Below are 19,213 nucleotides of genomic sequence, written 5' to 3' on the forward strand. Positions count from 1 at the left end.
AGGGCTTCCAACGTCACTTGCAAAGCTGTGACTCGCCCATGCCCGCGGGCGATCGGAGACCAGGTTTGTTCATCGGAATCGGTACTGTCGTCAATGTCGCGACAGTCCTCGTCGGATCCCTACTCGGCGTACTCATCGGCCATCGATTGAGTCAGCGCACCCGCGATCTGGTCACCGACGCGCTCGGCCTGGTCACCCTGCTGATCGCGATCATGTCGGCACTCACCGTGGCCGACCAGGCCCTCAGCGACGCGGTCGGCGACAGCGCGCCGGTCCTGATCGTGCTCGGCGCGATGCTGATCGGCGGCATCACCGGCTCGCTGCTGCGGATCGAGCAGCGGCTGGAGGGTTTCGGCGCCTGGCTGCAGCACCGATTCAGCCGTGGCGACGGAGAAAGCACCTTTGTCGAGGGCTTCGTGTCGGCGTCGATGGTGTTCTGTGTCGGACCATTGACCTTCCTGGGCGCGTTGTCCGACGGGCTGGGCCGCGGTGCCGACCAGCTTCTGCTCAAGTCGGTGCTGGACGGCTTCGCCTCGATCGCGTTCGCCGCGTCGCTGGGTTGGGGCGTGGCGGCGTCCGCGGTCGTCGTACTGGTCGTCCAGGGGTTGATGACGGCTGTTGGCGCAGTACTGGGTGACGTGCTGCCAGAGGCCCACGTGACGGCTCTGGGCGCCACTGGCGGGCTGCTGCTGATCGGTGTCGCGCTACGGCTGCTCAAGATCAAGCAGATCGCCGTCGCGGATCTCCTGCCGGCGCTGATCGTCGCGCCGCTGCTGGTCCAGCTGCTCGTCGTCGTACGCAACTAACTTCGTTGTCAACAGCAAGGAGCCCCGGTCACCAGACCGGGGCTCCAAGCAACATCAGTACCGCGGACAGTCAGTCCTCGCCGAGGTACGCCTTGCGCACGTCGTCGTTGACGAGCAGGTCGCGTCCGGTGCCGGACAGCACGATCTGCCCGACCTCGAGCACGTAGCCGAAGTCGGCGCGCTTGAGCGCCGCCTGGGCGTTCTGCTCGACCAGCAGGATGGTGGTGCCCTGCTTCTGCAGTTCGGAGACCGTCGACATGATCCGCTTCATCATGATCGGCGACAGCCCCATCGAGGGCTCGTCCAGCATCAGCAGCTTGGGCTTGCTCATCATCGCCCGGCCCATCGCCAGCATCTGCTGCTCACCACCGGAGAAGGTTCCGGACGGCTGCTTGCGGCGCTCCCCCAGGATCGGGAACAGGTCGTACGCCGCCTGCAGGTCGGTCCGGATCGCCGCGTGGTCGTTGCGGGAGAACGCGCCGAGCAGCAGGTTCTCCTCCACCGACAGGCGGGGGAAGATCCGGCGTCCCTCCGGCGAGTGCGCCAGCCCCATCGTGACGATCTCGTGGGCCGGCATCTGGTCGATCCGCTGACCCTGGAACAGGATCTCGCCGTGGGTCGGCCGGATCAGCCCGGAGATGGTCCGCAGCGTGGTGGTCTTTCCGGCGCCGTTGGTGCCGATCAGCGAGACGACCTGGCCCTGCTCGACCGAGAAGCTGATCCGCTTGACGGCAACGATCTTGCCGTAGGCGACTTCCAGGTCCTTGACCTCGAGCATCGCGGTCATGCTTTGCCCTCCTCCTCGGCGACGGTGCTGTCCTGGACGTGCGCGGACGTGGTGTCCACCTCGTCCTCGTCGTCGTCCTCACCGGTGCCGATGTAGGCCTCGATCACCCGCGGATCGGACTGCACCTCACCTGGGCTGCCCTCGATCAGGGCCTCGCCGCGGACCAGGCAGAGCACCCGGTCGCACAGGTTGAAGATGAAGCGCATGTCGTGCTCGATGACGACCACGGACAGGCCGGAGTCCCGGATCTTGAAGATCAGGTCACTGGCCTGCTTGGTCTCCTGCGGGTTCATTCCGGCCGTCGGCTCGTCCAGCAGGATCAGCTTCGGGTCGGTGGCCAGCGCCCGGGCGATCTCGAGTCGTCGCTGATCGCCGTACGGCATGTTGCGGGCCAGGTTCTCGGCCGACTTGCCGAGCCCCACGAACTCCAGCAGTTCCTGCGCCCGGGCCCGGGTGGCGGCCTCCTCGCGGCGGAACTTCGGCCCCCGCAGGACCGAGGTGATCGCACCGGAGGAGGTCCGGCAGTACCGGCCCACCATCACGTTCTCGAGCGCCGTCATGTTGGCGAACAGCCGGATGTTCTGGAACGTCCGCGCCATCCCGGCCCGGACGACCGCCCGCGGCTTGGGCGGCAACGGCGTACCGGCGAACCGGACCTGACCGCTGGTCGGCTTGTAGAGGCCGGTCAGACAGTTGAAGAAGGTCGTCTTGCCGGCGCCGTTGGGGCCGATCAGTCCGACGATCTCGCCCTCGTTGACGGTCAGGTTGACGTCGTTGACCGCCAGCAGACCACCGAACCGCATGGTCACGCCGGAGGCCTCCAGCACCGGTACGGCCGAAGCCGCAGCCGGTACCGGGGTCGTGTCGGTGACGGTCATTTCGCCTCCTCGACGAGTTCGCTCTCGATCGCGACGGCGAGTTCCTCGTCGTCTTCGTGGAACTCGAGCTGCCTGCGTCTGCTCGCCACCAGCCCCTCGGGCCGGAACCGCATCATCAGCACCAGCAGCAGACCGAACAGCAGCAGCCGGTACTCCGAGAAGAACCGCAGCTTCTCCGGCAGCAGCTTCAGAATCGTTGCTCCGAGCAACACACCGGCGATGGTTCCCATTCCGCCCAGCACGATCGCCGCGAGCAGGAACGCCGACTCGAGGAAGATGTACTGGTCGGGGCTGATGGCAACATCCTGGTGGGCCTTGATGGTGCCGGCCAGACCGGCCAGGAAGGCGCCGATCGCGAACGCCAGCAGCTTCAGCCCGAAGACGTTCACCCCCATCGCCTCGGCGGCCTTCTCGTCCTCGCGGATCGCCACCCAGCCGCGGCCGATCCGGCTGTCGTTCAGCCGGGCGAAGACCAGGATGACGAAGCCGATCAGGAGCAGCAGCAGGAAGTAGTAGTTCGAGAAGCGCCCCAGCTCGATGCCGGCGAGGGTGTGCTCGTCGCCGAAGTTGAAGCTGCCGATCTCGAGCTCCGGGATGCCCGGGATACCGTTCGGGCCGTTGGTCAGCAGCGGTCCGTTGGTGCCGTCCAGGTTGAACATCGCCAACCGGAAGATCTCACCGAAACCGAGCGTCACGATGGCCAGGTAGTCACCCGAGACCCGCAGCGTCGGCGAACCGATGATGAGACCCAGGGTGGCTGCCACACAGGCGCCGAGCAGCACGACGACCGGGAACGGCGGGTGCCAGTCGATGGTCGCGAACGCCGACTCGGACAGCATCGCCGCGACGTACGCGCCCGAACCGAGGAACGCGATGTAGCCGAGGTCCAGCAGGCCGGCCAGACCGACCACGATGTTCAGGCCCATCGCGGTGGCCGCGAAGATCAGCACCTGGGTCGCGATCGACATGTTGGCGTCCGACCCGTTCTGGGTGAACGGGAAGAAGAACGCCACCGCGAACGCGGCCAGCGTGAGCACCTTCTTGTGCCGCTGCGCGACGTGACCGAACCAGCCCATCACGCCGGTCCGGAACAGCGCCGCGATCACGGCCGCGATGAAGACCAGGCAGAGCACGAAGTTCCAGGCGTCGGTCAGGCCCAGCGCGTACGCCGCGCCGAACAGCACCGCCGCCATCATCAGCGCGATGGAGAGAATCTCCAGCCAGCCGGGCAGCTTCGCGTGGCTCAGGTCACGCAGCTGCCGCAACGGCAGCAACCGCGAGCTGACCAGGATCAGCACGGCGCCGACCAGGCTGACGTAGCCACCGGGGTTGACGTTGATCAGGCCGTCGGACTCGACGGTGATCGCGACCAGCACCAGCACCATGAACAGCGTCAGCACGATGCCGAGCGACCGCAGCCCGAGCGTCGCGTCGAGCCATGGACCTACCCGCTTGGCCAGCGGTCCCTTCTCGATCAGCAGCAACAGCAGGCTGAGCACGGCGAGGATGATCGCCAGGATCTGCAGCGAGCCCGGGTAGAAGTTGATCGACAGGTCACCGAGGATCGAGCCGTCGTAGCTCCAGGACAGGAACGATCCGATGATGACGAAGGCGACACCGGCCAGGCCGAGTGGCCAGGCGACCGGATGCCCGCCGGAGTGCACCGGCGCCTGCGTCGCCGACGAGGTTGTCAGGTCGTCGCTCATGCGCGGTCCACCACCCTTGCTCCGAGAAGACCTTGCGGCCGGAAGACCAGCACCAGGATCAGGATGGCGAAGGCCCAGACGTCCTTCCAGGAACCACCACCGAACTGACCCGGGATGTACTGCGTCGCCATCGACTCGACGACGCCGAGGACCAGACCACCGACGACCGCGCCCTGAATGTTGCCGATACCACCCAGAACCGCGGCGGTGAAGGCCTTCAGACCGGCCAGGAAGCCCATCCGGAACTCGATGTTGCTGTTCTGAAAGCCCTGGGAGATACCGGCCACCGCGGCCAGCGCGGCGCCGAGGGCGAACGCGACCACGATGATCCGGTCGACGTTGATCCCCATCAGCCGGGCAGTGTCCGGGTCCTGCGACACTGCCTGCATGCCCCGGCCGAGCCGGGTCCGGTTGATGAAGTACCACAGCAGCACCGAGCAGATCGCCAGCGCCACGATCGTGAAGACCGCGGCCCGCTGGATGGTGACCCCGCCGATCTCGATCGCCTTACCGGTGACCACGTCGATCTGCGGGAACGGGATCCGCTGCTTCGCGCTCGGCCATTCGACCTTCGCGAGCAGATCCTTGTACGCGAGCCAGGCGATCTCCAGCAGCACCGCGGTCACGGCGGCGATCGCCACCAACGCCTTGACCAGCGACTGCGCCCGCTCCGGCCCACCGGTGAACCGGGCGACGAGGAAGGCGATCGCAGTACCGAGGACCACGCCACCGACGACCACACCGATCGTCGCGACGATCGACAGATCGCGCTCGGCCAGCCGGGCGCCGGCCCACACCAGCAGCGCGACACCGGCCGCGACGAGCAGCGGCGCACGGTCGCGCCACTTGGTGATCGGGTGGTTCAGCGGCACCGTCGTCAGCCGGGTTCCGACCAGGTACGCCAGGCCGACGGCCAGCGCGGCCATCACCGGCACGGTCCAGGCCGGACGCTCGTAGAAGATCCGGATGAACTCCTGCAGGAACACCGAGATGCCGATCGCGGTGATCAGCGGTGCCAGCCGGGGCGCGTTCCGCAGGGGACGGTACGCGACCCGTTCCATCAGCACCGCGGTACCGACCGAGGCGATCATGGCTCCGATGACCATCAGCGGCAGGATCCACACGCTGGTCTGGCCCTCGAAGAACAACAGGTACGTCGTCAGTGCGCCGAACGCACCGATCATGAAGACCTCGCCATGGGCGAAGTTGATGAGCTGCACGATGCCGTAGACGACGGTGTACCCGACCGCGATCAGGGCGTACAGCGATCCGAGAGTCAGCCCGTTCACGAGCTGCTGAAAGAACTGGTCCACGTCGACCTCCCAACTGACTCAGATTTGGACATGCCACGGGGGTGGGACGGAGCTCGTCCCACCCCCGGGGTCATGAGGCCGAACTACTTGGTTTCGAAGTCCTTCGTCTGCACGGTCGCCCACTTGCCGGCGGTGACCTTGTAGACCGTCAGGACCTTGGAGGTGGTGTCGCCGTACTGGTCGAAGGCGACCTTGCCGGTGACACCGTCGAAGCTGACCTTGCCGAGCGCGTCGACGGTCGCCTGACGAGCGGACTCGACGTCCTTGGCGTCCTTCAGGGACTCCTTCAGCGCGGCGATGATCGAGTTGGCCGCGTCGTAGGAGTAGCCGCCGTACGCGCCGAAGGGCTCCTTGAAGCCGCCGGCGTTGTAGTCGGCAACGAACTTCTTGGCCGAGTCGAGCGCCTCGGTCGGCGCACCGACGGAGGTGGCGAGGTCGTTGTCACTGGTCTTGCCACCGAGCGAGACGTACTTCGGGTCGAAGATGCCGTCGCCACCCATCAGCGGGACGTTCAGACCGGCGGCCTTCATCTGCTGCGAGAGCGGACCGGCCTGCGGGTACTCGCCACCGTAGTAGACGGCCTGCGGGGCGGACGGCTTCACGGCCGAGATGACGGCGGTGTAGCTGGCGTCGTCCGGGTTGATCGTCTCGGCGGCGACAACGGTGCCGCCCAGCTTCTTGAACTCCTCGGTGAAGGTGCCGACCAGGCCTTGGCCGTAGGCCTTCTTGTCGTGGATCGTGGCGACCTTGGTGATCTTCGCGGTCTCGAAGAGGTACCGGGCAGCGAACGGACCCTGGACGGCGTCCGTGGTGCAGGTACGGAAGTACGTCGGGTAAGGACGCTTCGGGTTCTTCTGCCAGTCGGCGCCCTGGGTCAGGCCCGGGCCGGTGTTGGCCGGTGAGACCTGGACGATGTTCTTCGGCGCGAGCACCGGCTGAACCTGCTGGCTCACGCTGGTGTTCAGGGTGCCGACGACTCCGATGACGTCCTTGTCGGAGGACAGCGCGGTCGCCGCGTTCTTGCCGACGTCAGGCTTGGCCTCGTCGTCCTTGGCGTCGACCTCGAGCTTCCAGCCAGGGATCGCGTTCGAGTCGTTGGCCTGCTTGACGGCCAGCTCGACCGAGTGCTGGATACCCAGACCCAACGCCGACAGGTCGCCCGACAACGGTGCGATGACGCCGATCTTGGCGACCTTCGTGTCGCCGCCGGAGCCGCCACCGTTGTCGTCGCCGCTGCGTGAACCGCAGGCAGTCAGGGCCAACGACGCAACGATCAGCGACGCGCCGACCCGTACTACGGAACGCTGCTGCACTGTTCCTCCAATGTCTGGATAGTCCGAGCAAACCCTCGGACTCCCGCGATTGCCGCGAGCATCCGCAGGTTAGACCGCGGGATGACCAACATGCGAACGTCACACAGCGTGTGTTGTGAGGTCGTTACCGCCGTAAGCACCATGGGCACAGGTGACGACTGTTACTAGCCGTTTTGCGCTCATCTGAGCCCAACAGAGAGTGATATGACGGTCACTATCAGCCTTGTCAAGATCCAACCAGCCACTCAAATGGACCGAAAGTCCTTCCTCCAAGGCGGCCGTTTGGTTGCCTTCAGCACCGTCCGTGACCGGCCCCGCGGCACGCCGCTACCGCCGACCGGGGTTGGATTCCGTTGGTGTGGCGCTCGCGAGATCAGCGGTAGCGCAGCCAGCGGTACTCGTTGCCGCTGCCGCATTGCCAGTTGATCCGCAGGTGCTGGCCGTCCTGGCCCGGACGCTCGGCGCGATCCCTGGGCAGCCGTTGGCGGGGCGGCACGGGCGTTCGCAGTACGGCGCTCGTCCCGGTCGGCAGCACCTTCTCGTCCATCACGTCTGGGTTGACGCGTTGAGGGTCCGAGAAGGTTGGCTGCCGTCCTGATCAGTCGGTGCCGCCGGCTTCGTCCACCACCAGCTCGGCCACCTGACGCATCGAGACCCGCTTGTCCATCGCGGTCTTCTGGATCCACCGGAACGAGTCCGGCTCGGACAACCCGAACTTGGTCTGCAGCACCGACTTGGCCCGGTCGACCAGCTTGCGCGTCTCCAGCCGCTCGGCCAGATCCGCCACCTCGCGCTCGAGCTCGGCCAGCTCGACGTACCGCGACGCCGCGATCTCGATCGCCGGCAACAGATCGGCCTTGGAGAACGGCTTCACCAGGTACGCCATCGCCCCGGCGTCCCGGGCCCGCTCCACCAGCTCCCGCTGCGAGAACGCGGTCAGCATCAGCACCGGAGCGATCCGCTCCCCCGCGATCTTCTCCGCCGCGCTCAACCCGTCCAGCTTCGGCATCTTCACATCCAGGATCACCAGATCCGGCCGATGCTCGATCGCCAGCCGAATGGCCTCCTCACCATCACCGGCCTGGCCGACCACGTCGTACCCCTCCTCGGCCAGCATCTCGGCAAGATCCATCCGGATCAGAGCCTCGTCCTCAGCAATCACGACCCGTTTGGCATTCACACAGGCCACCTTATCGATCCCCTGCTCAGCTCTTCCCCCCGACGAACCGATCGAGCGCGTCGACCCCCTCCCGCCGACTCACCGCCACCACGTTCACCCGCGGCTTCCGCCAGGGAATACCGAGCAGCTCCAGGGCATCGGTCAGTATGTTGCGGATGTCCTCGGACTCGTTGGAGAACATGTACCGGACGTAGAAGTACCGCTTGCTGCCACCGTCCACCGCCGGTTTGCTGGCCCAGTTCACGAACCGGCAACCATCCGAGTGGAACAACCCCCGCAGCAGCTTTTCGGGGTACTCGGCAACTATCTCCCGCTGCCAGTCCGCCAGCTCGATCCTCCGCAGATGCTTCCGCCCCGGACCGTGCTGAGGAAACAGGCAAGGCCAGTGCTTCCACCGCACCTCGATCCGGGTAGCGGTGGACCCGCCTCTCAGACAGGGGCTCGCAGTCGGCTTGACCAACCGCATCGTCGCCGCCACCTCGTCACTCAGTACCGGGTACTTCTGATCGTTCGCGATCTGCAGGGTGTACACACCACGCTTCGCCGCCACGATGTGCCCGTCACCCAGGTACCAGCCCAGCAACAACGCGTACGCCGCCTCATCGAGCTCGGCACCGTCGCACCGCGGACACGGCGTGGGCCTGAATCCGGTCCCCCGCGGCAACCCCAACTCCTGATATTGCCGCCGCCACCGCTTGATGGTCTTGACCGCGACGTCATGGATCTGCGCGTTGACCCGATCGCTGACGCCGCTGTCCGACATCCGCAACGCGGAGTCAACCGTCTCCTGCGACCTGAAGTGAGGCATGCCCAATGGTGGCGCGAGCCACCGACATTCTTGTGCCGAGTGTGGGATTCGAACCCACAAGCCCTTGCGGGCAATGGTGTTTGAGACCATCGCGTATGCCGTTCCGCCAACCCGGCAAGGTTGCAGAGAAACTCTAGCGGGTCCGGGTTCAACCTTGCACCTTGCCCCCTCCAGCGACGTGCGTGTCGTCCACGCCGACTCTTCGCATGCCACCACAAGCCGACTGTCGGTGGCCGCTGACAAGCTTGGCTCGTGCACGACGGGCGAACGCGGCGGCTGGCGAGGCAAGCACTCGCGGCCGGCGAGAGCTTGAGCTCGGTGAGCCGGCGAACCGGGGTGAGTCGCGCCACGCTCCGGGACTGGCGGAACAAGGTCGGTGCGGAGTACGAGGTGGTTGATTGCCCGCTCTGCGCCGGCAGGAGGCCGCTTGCGGCGCCATACGCGTATTTGCTCGGCTTGTACCTCGGCGACGGCTGCTTGTCCGAGGGCAAGAAGCAGGTCTACGCGCTGCGGATCGCGTGTGATACGAAGTACCCGCGGCTGATCGACGAGGCAGCCACCGCGATCGCGGTCATCCATCCCAGTCGGCCGGTGCACAGGATCCAAGCGGTTGGCTACACGTCACTAGTCTCTTACTGGAAGCACTGGTCTTAGTTCTCCAACGAGTCAGCCGACATCATGGCGCTCTGCCAATGGGCTCTGGACCTGCTCGGGATTCCCTGGCGAATGTCCCGCACCAGTGTCTTGTCCGTAGCCCGACGTGAGGGTGTCGCCGTACTCGACAGGCACGTCGGTCCGAAGTCATAAGCAGGTCGTCCGGCTGCCTTGGCCACAGCTCCGCAGCTTGTCACTGCGGCTGAACCTGGTCTCTACGTGCTTCGCCACCTGCGGTGCACACCTGACATGCCGCCCGAGCCACCACTTCAAAAACTTCTTCTTGGCTTGTCTTTGCTGTTGTTGCTCTTCTTTCGCACGTCGAGGCAGCCGTTCAAGTAACCGGCTGCCTCGAGTACAGCTCACTGAATTTCTTGTTGTTCTTTTTTGGCTTTAATGCCTGGTACTACCTCAGACCCGGTACGCCGGGGCTGCGCCGCCGATGGCGTCGCCCATGCGGTGGACGCGGAGCGCGTTGGTGGAGCCCGGGATGCTGGGCGGTGAGCCGGCCACGATGACGACCAGGTCGCCCTTTTCGAGCTTGCCGAGTTCCAGCAGCCGCTGGTCGACCTGGCGGACCATGTCGTCGGTGTGCTGGACGGTGGGGACGATGTGGGTTTCGATGCCCCAGACGACGCTTAGCCAGGCGCTGACGGACGGGACCGGGGTGAACGCGAGCACCGGGATCTCGGTGCGGTAGCGGGCCAGCCGCAGGGCGGTGTCGCCGCTCTGGGTGAAGGCGACCAGCATCTTCGCGTTCAGGGCTTCGGCGACGTCGGCGGCCGCCTTGGCGATCACGCCGCCCTTGGTTTTCGGCTCCCACTCGATCTCGGCCACCCGGCCGAGGCCGTGCTGCTCGGTGGAGGCGACGATCCGGGCCATCGTCTTGACGGTGTCGATCGGGAACCGGCCGACGCTGGTCTCGCCGGACAGCATCACCGCGTCGGCGCCGTCGAGCACCGCGTTGGCGACGTCGGACGCCTCGGCACGGGTCGGCCGGGGGGCGGAGATCATCGACTCCAGCATCTGGGTGGCGACGATCACCGGCTTCGCGTTCAGCCGGGCCTGGTCGATGATCAGCTTCTGGACCAGCGGGACCTCCTCCAGCGGGAGCTCCACGCCGAGGTCGCCGCGGGCGACCATGAAGCCGTCGAAGGCCTCGATGATCTCGTCCAGGTTGGCGACCGCCTGCGGCTTCTCGATCTTGGCGATCACCGGGATCCGGTGACCCTCCTCGTCCATGATCTTGTGCACGGCCTGGATGTCGGCGGCACGCTGGACGAACGACAGCGCGATCATGTCGGCCGGCAGGTGCAGCGCCCAGCGCAGGTCCTCGGCGTCCTTCTCCGACATCGCCGGCACGCTCACCGTGACGCCGGGCAGGTTGATGCCCTTGTTGTTCGACACCGGTCCGCCGACCACCACCCGGCAGATCACGTCGGTCTCGGTCACCTCCTCGGCGACCAGGGCGATGCGGCCGTCGTCGATCAGCAGCTGGTCACCGGGACTGACGTCACCGGGCAGCCCGTCGTACGTCGTACCGCAGATGGTCACGTCACCGGGGACCTCCCGGGTGGTGATGGTGAAGCGCTCGCCGTAGGTCAAGGTGACCTTGCCTTCGGCGAACTCCGCCAGCCGGATCTTCGGGCCCTGCAGGTCGACGAGGATGCCGACGTTTTTGCCGGTCTCCTCCGCTGCAGCGCGAATCCGGTGGTAGATGCGCTCGTGCTCGGCGTGGGCGCCGTGGCTCAGGTTCAGCCGTGCGACGTCCATGCCAGCTTGGACGAGTTCCAGGATGCGCTCCGGGGCGGCCGTAGCCGGGCCGAGCGTACAAACAATTTTTGCGCGACGCACGTCACAAAACCCTACTCCTACAAGACCACTGCGCCGCTGGTCCGCCCCCGGTTACTGACTGGTCAACCTCCCGTTTCAGGCGGCCAGCGGCTTGTACGGACCTACCGTGACCTCGCCCGTCAGCTCCGCGACGACCGTCTGCAGGCCGACCGGCCGGCCCTTCACGTAGGTGACCAGGGTGACCTCGCCGGGCCGCCGCAGGGTGTACCCCAGAGCGAACGCGTACGCCGCTCCGCCGGTGGTCCCGTTGGTGAAGGTGGTGACCGCTTCGCCGCCGATGATCTTAGTGTCCGGCCCGACCTGGCGATGCAAATGCCCGGACAAAAGAAGCGAGGCGCAGCCTCGGTTCGCGGTGTCCTGGAACGACGACGGGTCGTGTACGACGAAGGTCGAGATCCGCTCGTCCTCGGACTGCTCGCAGGCCACGTCGGCCAGCCGCTTGGACTGCTCGGCGGTGGTCTCGTCCCCCGCCGAGTCCGCGCTGCCGAGGCCTGTCCGGGTCGGGTCGCTGTCCCCCAGGAACCGGATCCCCTCGACCTCGACCGGCTTGCTGTCCAGCACGGTGAACTTGTTCTTCCGCATCGCGTCCTCGATGTGGCCGCCCGCGTCGTGGTTGCCGGCCACCGCGACCACCTTCAGGTCCTTGAAGTGCTGGGCCAGCGAGTTGATCGAGAACACCTCCCACGCCTGGCCCGAGGACGAGTCGTCACCGGCGTCGATCAGCACCTTCGCGCCGGCCACCTTGGCGACCTCGGCGGCGAACGGGTCCATCCCGATGTTGTCGTGCCGGTCCGAGACCAGCAGCGCGATCGTCTCGCCCTCGGCCGCCTGGTGGATCCGGCCGCCGACCCGGCTGACCCGGTCGCGGAGCTGACCGTAGAACTCGGTGGACCGCTCGTAGGTCTCGACCGCGGTCTTGATCACGCCGATCCCGCCGGTGGTGGAGAAACCGGAGGCGACCTCGACCGTCTTCAGCCGGTCGTCGAACGACACCTCCGGCAGCAGCTTCGACAGCGGCTGCCACTCGGTCGGCGGCGTCTCCGGGGTCCGCATCCGGCCGGGCCCGAAGATCGACGCGATCGTGATCAGCATCGCGACCAGTACGACGATCGCGCGATGCTGCACCCGCCGCTCGGACTTGTGCACCGCGACCCACAGCTCGCGGCGGCGACGCGGGCCGACCATCGCCCACGAAGTCGCCGCCACCACCGCGACCAGCAGCCCCGAACCGGCCCCGGCCACCGCGTTGTCGACGGCCATCTCGCGGACCACCTGGCGGATCCGTGCGATCTCACCGTCGGGCTGCGAGGCGATCAACGCGTCCCGGCTGAGCAACGCGGTCAGGTTGTCGGCGTCGGTCTCCTGGATGTCGATGTTGATCCCGAGATCCGCCGGCAGGTCGGTCTGCAACCGCAGCCGCGGCAGCACCGCGCCGAGATCGAGGGTCGCGTGCCCGTCGAAGGTCGGCGAGACGTTGGCCGCGTGCGCGCCGATGGTGACCCGCTCGGAGTCGTTGGCGAACCCGAGCAGCCCGACCGAGACCGACACCACCAGCCAGAGCAGTACCAACCCGGCCCATGGCGCCGCCTTACGGACCCGAGCCCTGCTCACCAGCCGTCCAGACACAGGCACCAACCTATTGCGCGCGATCAAACGGATGCATCCCGGCACGCTGAAACACTCCCCGTACTACGAACGCCGGCCGGCCGCCAGCGTCCGTAGTACGAGGCAACGAACCTCAGACCACCAGCGGGCGAGCCGTCGGCGGGATCGGCGTCGGCAGGGTCGACGAGCCGGTCAGCAGGGTGTCCACCCCAGCCGCGCAGGAGCGACCCTCCGCGATTGCCCAGACGATCAGCGACTGGCCCCGGCCCGCGTCACCGCAGGCGAAGACGCCGTCCACCGAGGTCTGGTAGGACTTGTCGCGCTTGACGTTGCCGCGCTCGTCCAGCTCGACGCCGAGCTGCTCCAGGAAGCCTTCCTTCTCCGGACCAAGGAAGCCCATCGCCAGCAGCACCAGCTGCGCGGGGATGGTCCGCTCGGAGCCCTCGACCGGGGTGAACCGGCCGTCGACCAGCTCCACCTCGACCAGGTCCAGACCAGAAACGTTGCCCTCGGCATCGGCGACGAAGTTGTTGGTGGAGACCGCGTAGACCCGGTCGCCACCCTCCTCGTGCGCCGAGGCGACCCGGTACGTCATCGGGTACGTCGGCCAGGGCTGACCGGCCGGCCGTTCCTCGGAAGGACGCGGCATGATCTCCAGCTGAGTGACGCTGCGGGCGCCCTGACGGTGTGCCGTGCCGAGGCAGTCCGCGCCGGTGTCGCCACCGCCGATGATCACCACGTCTTTGCCGGTGGCAACGATCTGGTCCTCGACCGTCTGCCCCAGCGCGACCTTGTTGGCCTGCGGCAGGTACTCCATCGCCTGGTGGATGCCGCCGAACTCGCGGCCCGGCACCGGCAGGTCACGCGCCGCGGTGGCGCCGGTGGCGATCACGACCGCGTCGTACCGCTGCTTGAGCTGGGTGCCGGTGACGTCCACGCCGACGTTGACGCCGGAGCGGAAGACGGTGCCCTCCTCCTTCATCTGCTGGATCCGGCGCTCGACCTGCGCCTTCTCCATCTTGAACTCCGGGATGCCGAACCGCAGCAACCCACCAGGCGCCGAGGCACGCTCGTAGACCGCGACAGTGTGACCCGCCCGGGTCAACTGCTGGGCGACCGCGAGCCCGGCCGGGCCGGAGCCGACGACCGCGATCGTCTTGCCGGTCAGCCACTCCGGCGGCTGGGGCCGGACGTCGCCGGACTCCCACGCCTTGTCGATGATCGCGACCTCGACGTTCTTGATCGTGACCGGCTCCTGGTTGATGCCGAGCACGCAGGCCGGCTCACACGGCGCCGGGCAGAGCCGGCCAGTGAACTCCGGGAAGTTGTTGGTCGCGTGCAGCCGCTCGATCGCCCCGGTCCAGTCGTCGCGCCAGACCAGGTCGTTCCACTCCGGGATCAGGTTGCCCAGCGGGCAGCCGGAGTGGCAGAACGGGATGCCGCAGTCCATACAGCGGCCGGCCTGGTTGGTGATGATCGGCAGCAACGCCTTGCCGGCCCCACCGGGGTAGACCTCTTTCCAGTCCTGCTTGCGCTCCTCCACCGGGCGGCGGTCGGCGACCTCGCGCGGGGTGGTCAGGAATCCCTTCGGGTCAGCCATCAGATGGCCTCCATCATCGCTCGCGTGGTGGCGTCCTCGTCCAGCCCGTCGCGTTCGGCAGCCGCCTTGGCCGCCAGTACGCGGGCGTAGTCGCGAGGCATCACCGTGGTGAAGCGGGCCGCCGCGGCATCCCAGTCGGCGAGCAGCTTGGCCGCCCGTTCCGAGCCGGTCTCCTCGTGGTGCCTGCGGACCAGGTCCTGCAGCAGTTCGGACTCGTCCTCGGTGAGCGGGAGCAGGTCGACCAGCTCCGGGTTCACCAGGGTGCGTTCCAGATCGAGCACGTGGGCCACACCGCCCGACATGCCGGCCGCGAAGTTCCGGCCGACCGCGCCGATCACGACGACGCGGCCACCTGTCATGTACTCGCAGGCGTGGTCGCCGACCGACTCGACCACGGCGGTGGCGCCGGAGTTCCGCACGCAGAACCGTTGCCCTGCGCCACCACTGATGAACAGCTCGCCCGAGGTCGCGCCGTACGCGATGACGTTGCCGGCGATGATCTGGTCGGCCGCGTCGAACCGCGCGTTGCGGTCCGGGCGGATCACTACGCGACCGCCCGAAAGGCCCTTACCGACGTAGTCGTTGGCGTCGCCCTCGAGCCGCAGCGTGACACCGCGGGGTACGAAGGCGGCGAACGAGTTGCCGGCCGACCCGGTGAAGGTCAGGTCGATGGTGCCGTCGGGCAGCCCGGCGGCGCGGTACTTCTTGGTGATCGCGTTGCCGAGCATGGTGCCGACGGTCCGGTTCACGTTCCGGATCGGCAGCTGCGCCCGGACCGGCTCGCCGTTGTCGATGGCCGGCGCGCAGATCCGGATCAGCTCGTTGTCGAGCGCCTTGTCGAGGCCGTGGTCCTGCAGCACGGTCTGGTGCCGCGAGGCGCCTTCCGGCAGCGAGGGCACGTGCAGGATCGGGGTCAGGTCGAGGCCGTCGGCCTTCCAGTGGTCGACGGCGCGCTGGATGTCCAGCACGTCGGCGTGCCCAATCGCCTCATTGAGGGTCCGGAATCCCAGCTCGGCCAGGTACTCGCGGACCTCCTCGGCGATGAACTCGAAGAAGTTGACCACGAACTCCGGCTTGCCCGCGTAGCGCTCACGCAGTACCGGGTTCTGGGTGGCGACGCCGACCGGGCAGGTGTCCAGGTGGCAGACCCGCATCATGATGCAGCCCGAGACGACCAGCGGAGCGGTGGCGAAACCGTACTCCTCGGCGCCGAGCAGCGCCGCGATGACGACGTCCCGGCCGGTCTTGAGCTGGCCGTCGGTCTGGACCACGATCCGGTCCCGCAAACCGTTCAGCAGCAGGGTTTGCTGGGTCTCGGCCAGGCCCAGCTCCCAGGGACCGCCCGCGTGCTTCAGCGAGGTGAGCGGCGCCGCACCGGTACCACCGTCGTGACCAGAGATCAGTACGACGTCCGCGTGCGCCTTGCTGACCCCGGCCGCGATCGTGCCGACTCCCACCTCGGAGACCAGCTTGACGTGGATCCGGGCCAGCGGGTTGGCGTTCTTCAGGTCGTGGATCAGCTGCGCGAGATCCTCGATCGAGTAGATGTCGTGGTGCGGCGGCGGCGAGATCAGGCCGACGCCAGGCGTCGAGTGCCGGGTGTTGGCCACCCACGGGTAGACCTTGTGGCCGGGCAGCTGACCACCCTCGCCGGGCTTGGCGCCCTGGGCCATCTTGATCTGGATGTCGTCGGAGTTCGTCAGGTACTCCGAGGTGACGCCGAACCGGCCGGACGCGACCTGCTTGATCGAGCTGCGCCGCTCCGGGTCGTGCAGCCGGTCGGAGTCCTCGCCGCCCTCACCGGTGTTCGACTTGGCGCCGAGCCGGTTCATCGCGATCGCCAGCGTGGTGTGCGACTCGGCGCTGATCGAGCCGTAGCTCATCGCGCCGGTGGAGAACCGCTTGACGATCGCGGAGACCGGCTCGACCTCGTCGATCGAGATCGGCTCGCGCCCCGACTTGAAGCCGAACAACCCTCGCAGCGTCATCAGGCGTTCCGACTGCTCGTCGACGCGGGACGTGTACTGCTTGAAGATGTCGTACCGCCCGGTGCGGGTGGAGTGCTGCAACCGGAACACGGTCTCGGGGTCGAACAGGTGCTGCTCGCCCTCCCGGCGCCACTGGTACTCGCCGCCGACCTCCAGCTTGCGGTGCGCGGCCAGGATGCCGTCCGCGGGGTACGCGCGCAGGTGCCGGCGGCGGACCTCCTCGGCGATGACGTCGAGACCGATGCCGCCGAGCTTGGACGACGTACCGGTGAAGTAGGTGTCGACCAGGTCGGCCGACAGCCCGTTGGCCTCGAAGATCTGCGCGCCCGTGTACGACGCGACGGTGGAGACGCCCATCTTGGACATCACCTTGAGCACGCCCTTGCCCAGCGACTTCACCAGGTTGCGGACGGCCTGCTCGGGCTCGACGCCCGGCAGGTAGGTGCCGCGGCGGCAGAGGTCCTCGACGGACTCCAGCGCCAGGTACGGGTTGACGCCGGCCGCGCCGTAGCCCATCAGCAGGGCGACGTGGTGCACCTCGCGGACGTCGCCGGCCTCGACCACCATGCCGACCTGGGTACGGGTCTTCTCCCTCACCAGGTGGTGATGAACCGCGGCGGTCAGCAGCAGCGACGGGATCGGCGCCTGCTCGGCGTTGGAGTGCCGGTCGGACAGCACCAGGATGCGGGCGCCCTGGGCGATCGCCTGGTCGGCCTCGGCGCAGATCTCGTCGATCCGGGCCTTCAGCGACGCGCCGCCGCCCTCGACCTCGTAGTGACCGCGCAGCACCGTCGTCGCCAGGCCCGGCAGGTCGCCGTCCAGGTTGATGTGGCGCAGCTTGGCCAGCTCGTCGTTGGTGATCACCGGGAACGGCAGCACCACCTGACGGCATGAGGCCGGGGTCGGGTCGAGCAGATTCGCCTCGGGACCGAGGGACGAGGACAGCGAGGTGACGAGCTCCTCGCGGATCGCGTCCAGCGGCGGGTTGGTGACCTGGGCGAACAGCTGGGCGAAGTAGTCGAAGAGCAGCCGTGGCCGGTCGCTCAGGATCGCGATCGGGGTGTCGGTGCCCATCGAGCCGATCGGCTCGGTGCCCAGCTTGGCCATCGGGGTCAGCAGGACCCGCAGCTCTTCCTCGGTGTAGCCGAACACCTGCTGGCGCCGGGTGACCGAGGCGTGGCTGTGCACCACGTGCTCGCGGTCGTGCAGGTCCTCGAACCGGATCAGGCCGGCGTGCAGCCATTCGTCGTACGGGTTCTCGGCGGCCAGCGCCGACTTCACCTCGTCGTCGGTGATGATCCGGTGGCCCTCGACGTCGACCAGGAAGATCTTGCCCGGCTCGAGCCGGCCCTTCTGGACCACGGTGGCCGGGTCGATGTCGAGCACGCCGGCCTCGGACGCCAGCACGACGAGTCCGTCCTCGGTGACCCAGTACCGCGAGGGGCGCAGGCCGTTGCGGTCGAGTACCGCGCCGACCTTGGTGCCGTCGGAGAAGACCACCGAGGCCGGTCCGTCCCAGGGCTCCATCACGGTGGAGTGGAACTCGTAGAACGCGCGCCGCTTGGGATCCATCGTGGCGGCGTTCTCCCACGCCTCCGGGATCATCATCAGCATCGCGTGCGGCAGCGACCGGCCGCCCAGGTGCAGCAGCTCGAGCACCTCGTCGAAGGACGCGGAGTCGGACGCTCCCGGAGTACAGATCGGGAAGACCTGCTCCAGGTCGCCGGGGATCAGGTCGCTGCTGAGCAGCGCCTCGCGGGCCCGCATCCAGTTCCGGTTGCCCTGCACGGTGTTGATCTCGCCGTTGTGGGCGATGTACCGGTACGGGTGGGCCAGCGGCCAGGACGGGAACGTGTTGGTGGAGAAGCGCGAGTGCACGATCCCGATCGCCGAGGCGAGGTCGGGGTCGGTCAGCTCGGGGAAGAACTTGTCCACCTGGTCGGTGGTCAGCATCCCCTTGTACGTGATGGTGCGGCTGGACAGCGACGGGAAGTAGGTCTCGGTCTCCTTCTCGGCGCGCTTGCGCAGCCGGAAGGCCATCCGCTCCAGCGCCAGGCCGAGCACCCGGCCGACCTTGGCCGCCACGAACAGCTGCCGGAACACCGGCATCACCGAGCGCGCGGTGGCGCCCAGCAGCTCCGGGGTGATCGGCAGCTCGCGCCAGCCCAGTACGACGAGGTTCTCCTCGGCGGCCAGCTCCTCGATCCGCGCGACCGCCTTGGCGGCGTCGTCGGGATCCTGCGGGAGGAAGGCGATCCCGGTGGCGTAGCTGCGGGCGACCGGCAGCTCGAAGTCGCACACCTTGCGGTAGAACGCGTCCGGGATCTGGATCAGGATGCCGGCGCCGTCACCGGAGTCCGGCTCGGCGCCGGAGGCGCCACGGTGTTCCAGATTGCGCAGGGCGGTCAAAGCCTTGGCCACGATGTCGTGACTCGGTACACCCGTCAGGGTTGCGACGAAGGCGACACCACACGCGTCGTGCTCGTGGCGTCCGTCGTACAGACCCTCGCTGGGCCTCTGCCTGATGAAACTGGGGGCGCGACCATACATTCAGGAGCTCCCGTCGTCCTACGGTCAACTACTGGCCGCGGGACAACACTGGCCCAAGCCGGGAGTCCCGAGACTACCTCATGACGCCCAGCAGATGGACGAACATTCCACCGCCTGAACGCCTTTCACAGTCCACAATCGGGGTGCTGTCACAGCCCGTAAGCAAGCGCT

General features: G+C 67.4%; 14 protein-coding genes, 1 tRNA gene and 1 pseudogene. 2 read left to right on the forward strand and 14 right to left on the reverse strand.

What is annotated here, in order from left to right:
- The first annotated feature begins 65 nt into the window (after positions 1-65).
- Positions 66-806: a DUF554 domain-containing protein gene (locus tag AB0P21_RS04370; RefSeq protein ID WP_363693639.1), complete on the forward strand. Its 741-nt coding sequence runs from the start codon at positions 66-68 to the stop codon at positions 804-806.
- A gap of 70 nt (positions 807-876) precedes the next feature.
- Here AB0P21_RS04370 and AB0P21_RS04375 read toward each other — a convergent pair whose 3' ends face one another.
- The 10 genes and pseudogenes from AB0P21_RS04375 to AB0P21_RS04420 form a co-directional block, all read right to left on the reverse strand.
- The gene (locus AB0P21_RS04375; protein ID WP_363693640.1) at positions 877-1,593 is read right to left on the reverse strand and encodes an ABC transporter ATP-binding protein; all 717 of its coding nucleotides are present in this window, start codon (positions 1,591-1,593) and stop codon (positions 877-879) included.
- The gene (locus tag AB0P21_RS04380) at positions 1,590-2,471 is read right to left on the reverse strand and encodes an ABC transporter ATP-binding protein (RefSeq protein ID WP_363693641.1); all 882 of its coding nucleotides are present in this window, start codon (positions 2,469-2,471) and stop codon (positions 1,590-1,592) included. The genes AB0P21_RS04375 and AB0P21_RS04380 overlap by 4 nt, the downstream gene beginning before the upstream one ends.
- A complete protein-coding gene (locus AB0P21_RS04385; protein WP_363693642.1) occupies positions 2,468-4,177 on the reverse strand; it encodes a branched-chain amino acid ABC transporter permease in 1,710 nt (569 codons plus the stop codon). Before AB0P21_RS04385 ends, AB0P21_RS04380 begins: the two co-directional genes overlap by 4 nt.
- Complete coding sequence (locus AB0P21_RS04390; RefSeq protein WP_363694419.1) at positions 4,174-5,103, reverse strand: branched-chain amino acid ABC transporter permease; 930 nt, start codon at positions 5,101-5,103, stop codon at positions 4,174-4,176. The genes AB0P21_RS04385 and AB0P21_RS04390 overlap by 4 nt, the downstream gene beginning before the upstream one ends.
- 33 nt (positions 5,104-5,136) lie before the next feature.
- Positions 5,137-5,490: pseudogene (locus tag AB0P21_RS04395) on the reverse strand (branched-chain amino acid ABC transporter permease); the annotation flags it as partial.
- Positions 5,491-5,573: 83 nt separating this feature from the next.
- The gene (locus tag AB0P21_RS04400; RefSeq protein ID WP_363693643.1) at positions 5,574-6,803 is read right to left on the reverse strand and encodes a branched-chain amino acid ABC transporter substrate-binding protein; all 1,230 of its coding nucleotides are present in this window, start codon (positions 6,801-6,803) and stop codon (positions 5,574-5,576) included.
- Positions 6,804-7,176: 373 nt separating this feature from the next.
- On the reverse strand, positions 7,177-7,350 hold the full coding sequence (locus AB0P21_RS04405) for a hypothetical protein (RefSeq protein WP_363693644.1): 174 nt from the start codon (positions 7,348-7,350) through the stop codon (positions 7,177-7,179).
- Between the two features lie 51 nt (positions 7,351-7,401).
- Positions 7,402-7,992 (reverse strand): response regulator, encoded by a 591-nt coding sequence (locus tag AB0P21_RS04410; RefSeq protein ID WP_363693645.1) that lies wholly within the window; start codon positions 7,990-7,992, stop codon positions 7,402-7,404.
- Positions 7,993-8,008: 16 nt separating this feature from the next.
- On the reverse strand, positions 8,009-8,791 hold the full coding sequence (locus AB0P21_RS04415) for a transcriptional regulator (RefSeq protein ID WP_363693646.1): 783 nt from the start codon (positions 8,789-8,791) through the stop codon (positions 8,009-8,011).
- 33 nt (positions 8,792-8,824) lie between these two features.
- Positions 8,825-8,907: transfer RNA gene (locus AB0P21_RS04420), tRNA-Leu, on the reverse strand.
- A 136-nt stretch (positions 8,908-9,043) separates the two neighbouring features.
- Between AB0P21_RS04420 and AB0P21_RS04425 the strand changes: the two genes are divergently transcribed.
- Positions 9,044-9,445, forward strand: a complete 402-nt coding sequence (locus AB0P21_RS04425; protein ID WP_363693647.1) for a transposase — start codon at positions 9,044-9,046, stop codon at positions 9,443-9,445.
- A 411-nt stretch (positions 9,446-9,856) separates the two neighbouring features.
- Here AB0P21_RS04425 and pyk read toward each other — a convergent pair whose 3' ends face one another.
- From pyk to gltB, 4 genes are all read right to left on the reverse strand, one after another.
- Positions 9,857-11,299 carry a pyruvate kinase gene (gene pyk, locus AB0P21_RS04430; protein ID WP_363693648.1) on the reverse strand — a complete coding sequence of 481 codons (1,443 nt, stop codon included), beginning with the start codon at positions 11,297-11,299 and terminating at the stop codon, positions 9,857-9,859.
- Between the two features lie 75 nt (positions 11,300-11,374).
- Complete coding sequence (locus tag AB0P21_RS04435; RefSeq protein ID WP_363693649.1) at positions 11,375-12,925, reverse strand: metallophosphoesterase; 1,551 nt, start codon at positions 12,923-12,925, stop codon at positions 11,375-11,377.
- Positions 12,926-13,037: 112 nt separating this feature from the next.
- Positions 13,038-14,504 (reverse strand): glutamate synthase subunit beta, encoded by a 1,467-nt coding sequence (locus tag AB0P21_RS04440; protein WP_363693650.1) that lies wholly within the window; start codon positions 14,502-14,504, stop codon positions 13,038-13,040.
- The gene (gltB, locus tag AB0P21_RS04445; protein WP_363693651.1) at positions 14,504-19,042 is read right to left on the reverse strand and encodes a glutamate synthase large subunit; all 4,539 of its coding nucleotides are present in this window, start codon (positions 19,040-19,042) and stop codon (positions 14,504-14,506) included. The genes AB0P21_RS04440 and gltB overlap by 1 nt, the downstream gene beginning before the upstream one ends.
- Positions 19,043-19,213 lie beyond the last annotated feature (171 nt).

It is taken from the genome of Kribbella sp. NPDC056861 (assembly GCF_040687575.1).
Lineage (GTDB): Bacteria > Actinomycetota > Actinomycetes > Propionibacteriales > Kribbellaceae > Kribbella.

What these genes read in the sequence shown, in the direction of transcription:
- AB0P21_RS04415 (WP_363693646.1), bottom strand. Translation starts at nt 8,791, where the DNA reads ATGCCTCACTTCAGGTCGCAGGAGACGGTTGACTCCGCGTTGCGGATG.
- AB0P21_RS04440 (WP_363693650.1), bottom strand. Translation starts at nt 14,504, where the DNA reads ATGGCTGACCCGAAGGGATTCCTGACCACCCCGCGCGAGGTCGCCGAC.
- gltB (WP_363693651.1), bottom strand. Translation starts at nt 19,042, where the DNA reads ATGTATGGTCGCGCCCCCAGTTTCATCAGGCAGAGGCCCAGCGAGGGT.
- AB0P21_RS04390 (WP_363694419.1), bottom strand. Translation starts at nt 5,103, where the DNA reads ATGGCCGCGCTGGCCGTCGGCCTGGCGTACCTGGTCGGAACCCGGCTG.
- AB0P21_RS04375 (WP_363693640.1), bottom strand. Translation starts at nt 1,593, where the DNA reads ATGACCGCGATGCTCGAGGTCAAGGACCTGGAAGTCGCCTACGGCAAG.
- AB0P21_RS04405 (WP_363693644.1), bottom strand. Translation starts at nt 7,350, where the DNA reads ATGGACGAGAAGGTGCTGCCGACCGGGACGAGCGCCGTACTGCGAACG.
- AB0P21_RS04385 (WP_363693642.1), bottom strand. Translation starts at nt 4,177, where the DNA reads ATGAGCGACGACCTGACAACCTCGTCGGCGACGCAGGCGCCGGTGCAC.
- AB0P21_RS04380 (WP_363693641.1), bottom strand. Translation starts at nt 2,471, where the DNA reads ATGACCGTCACCGACACGACCCCGGTACCGGCTGCGGCTTCGGCCGTA.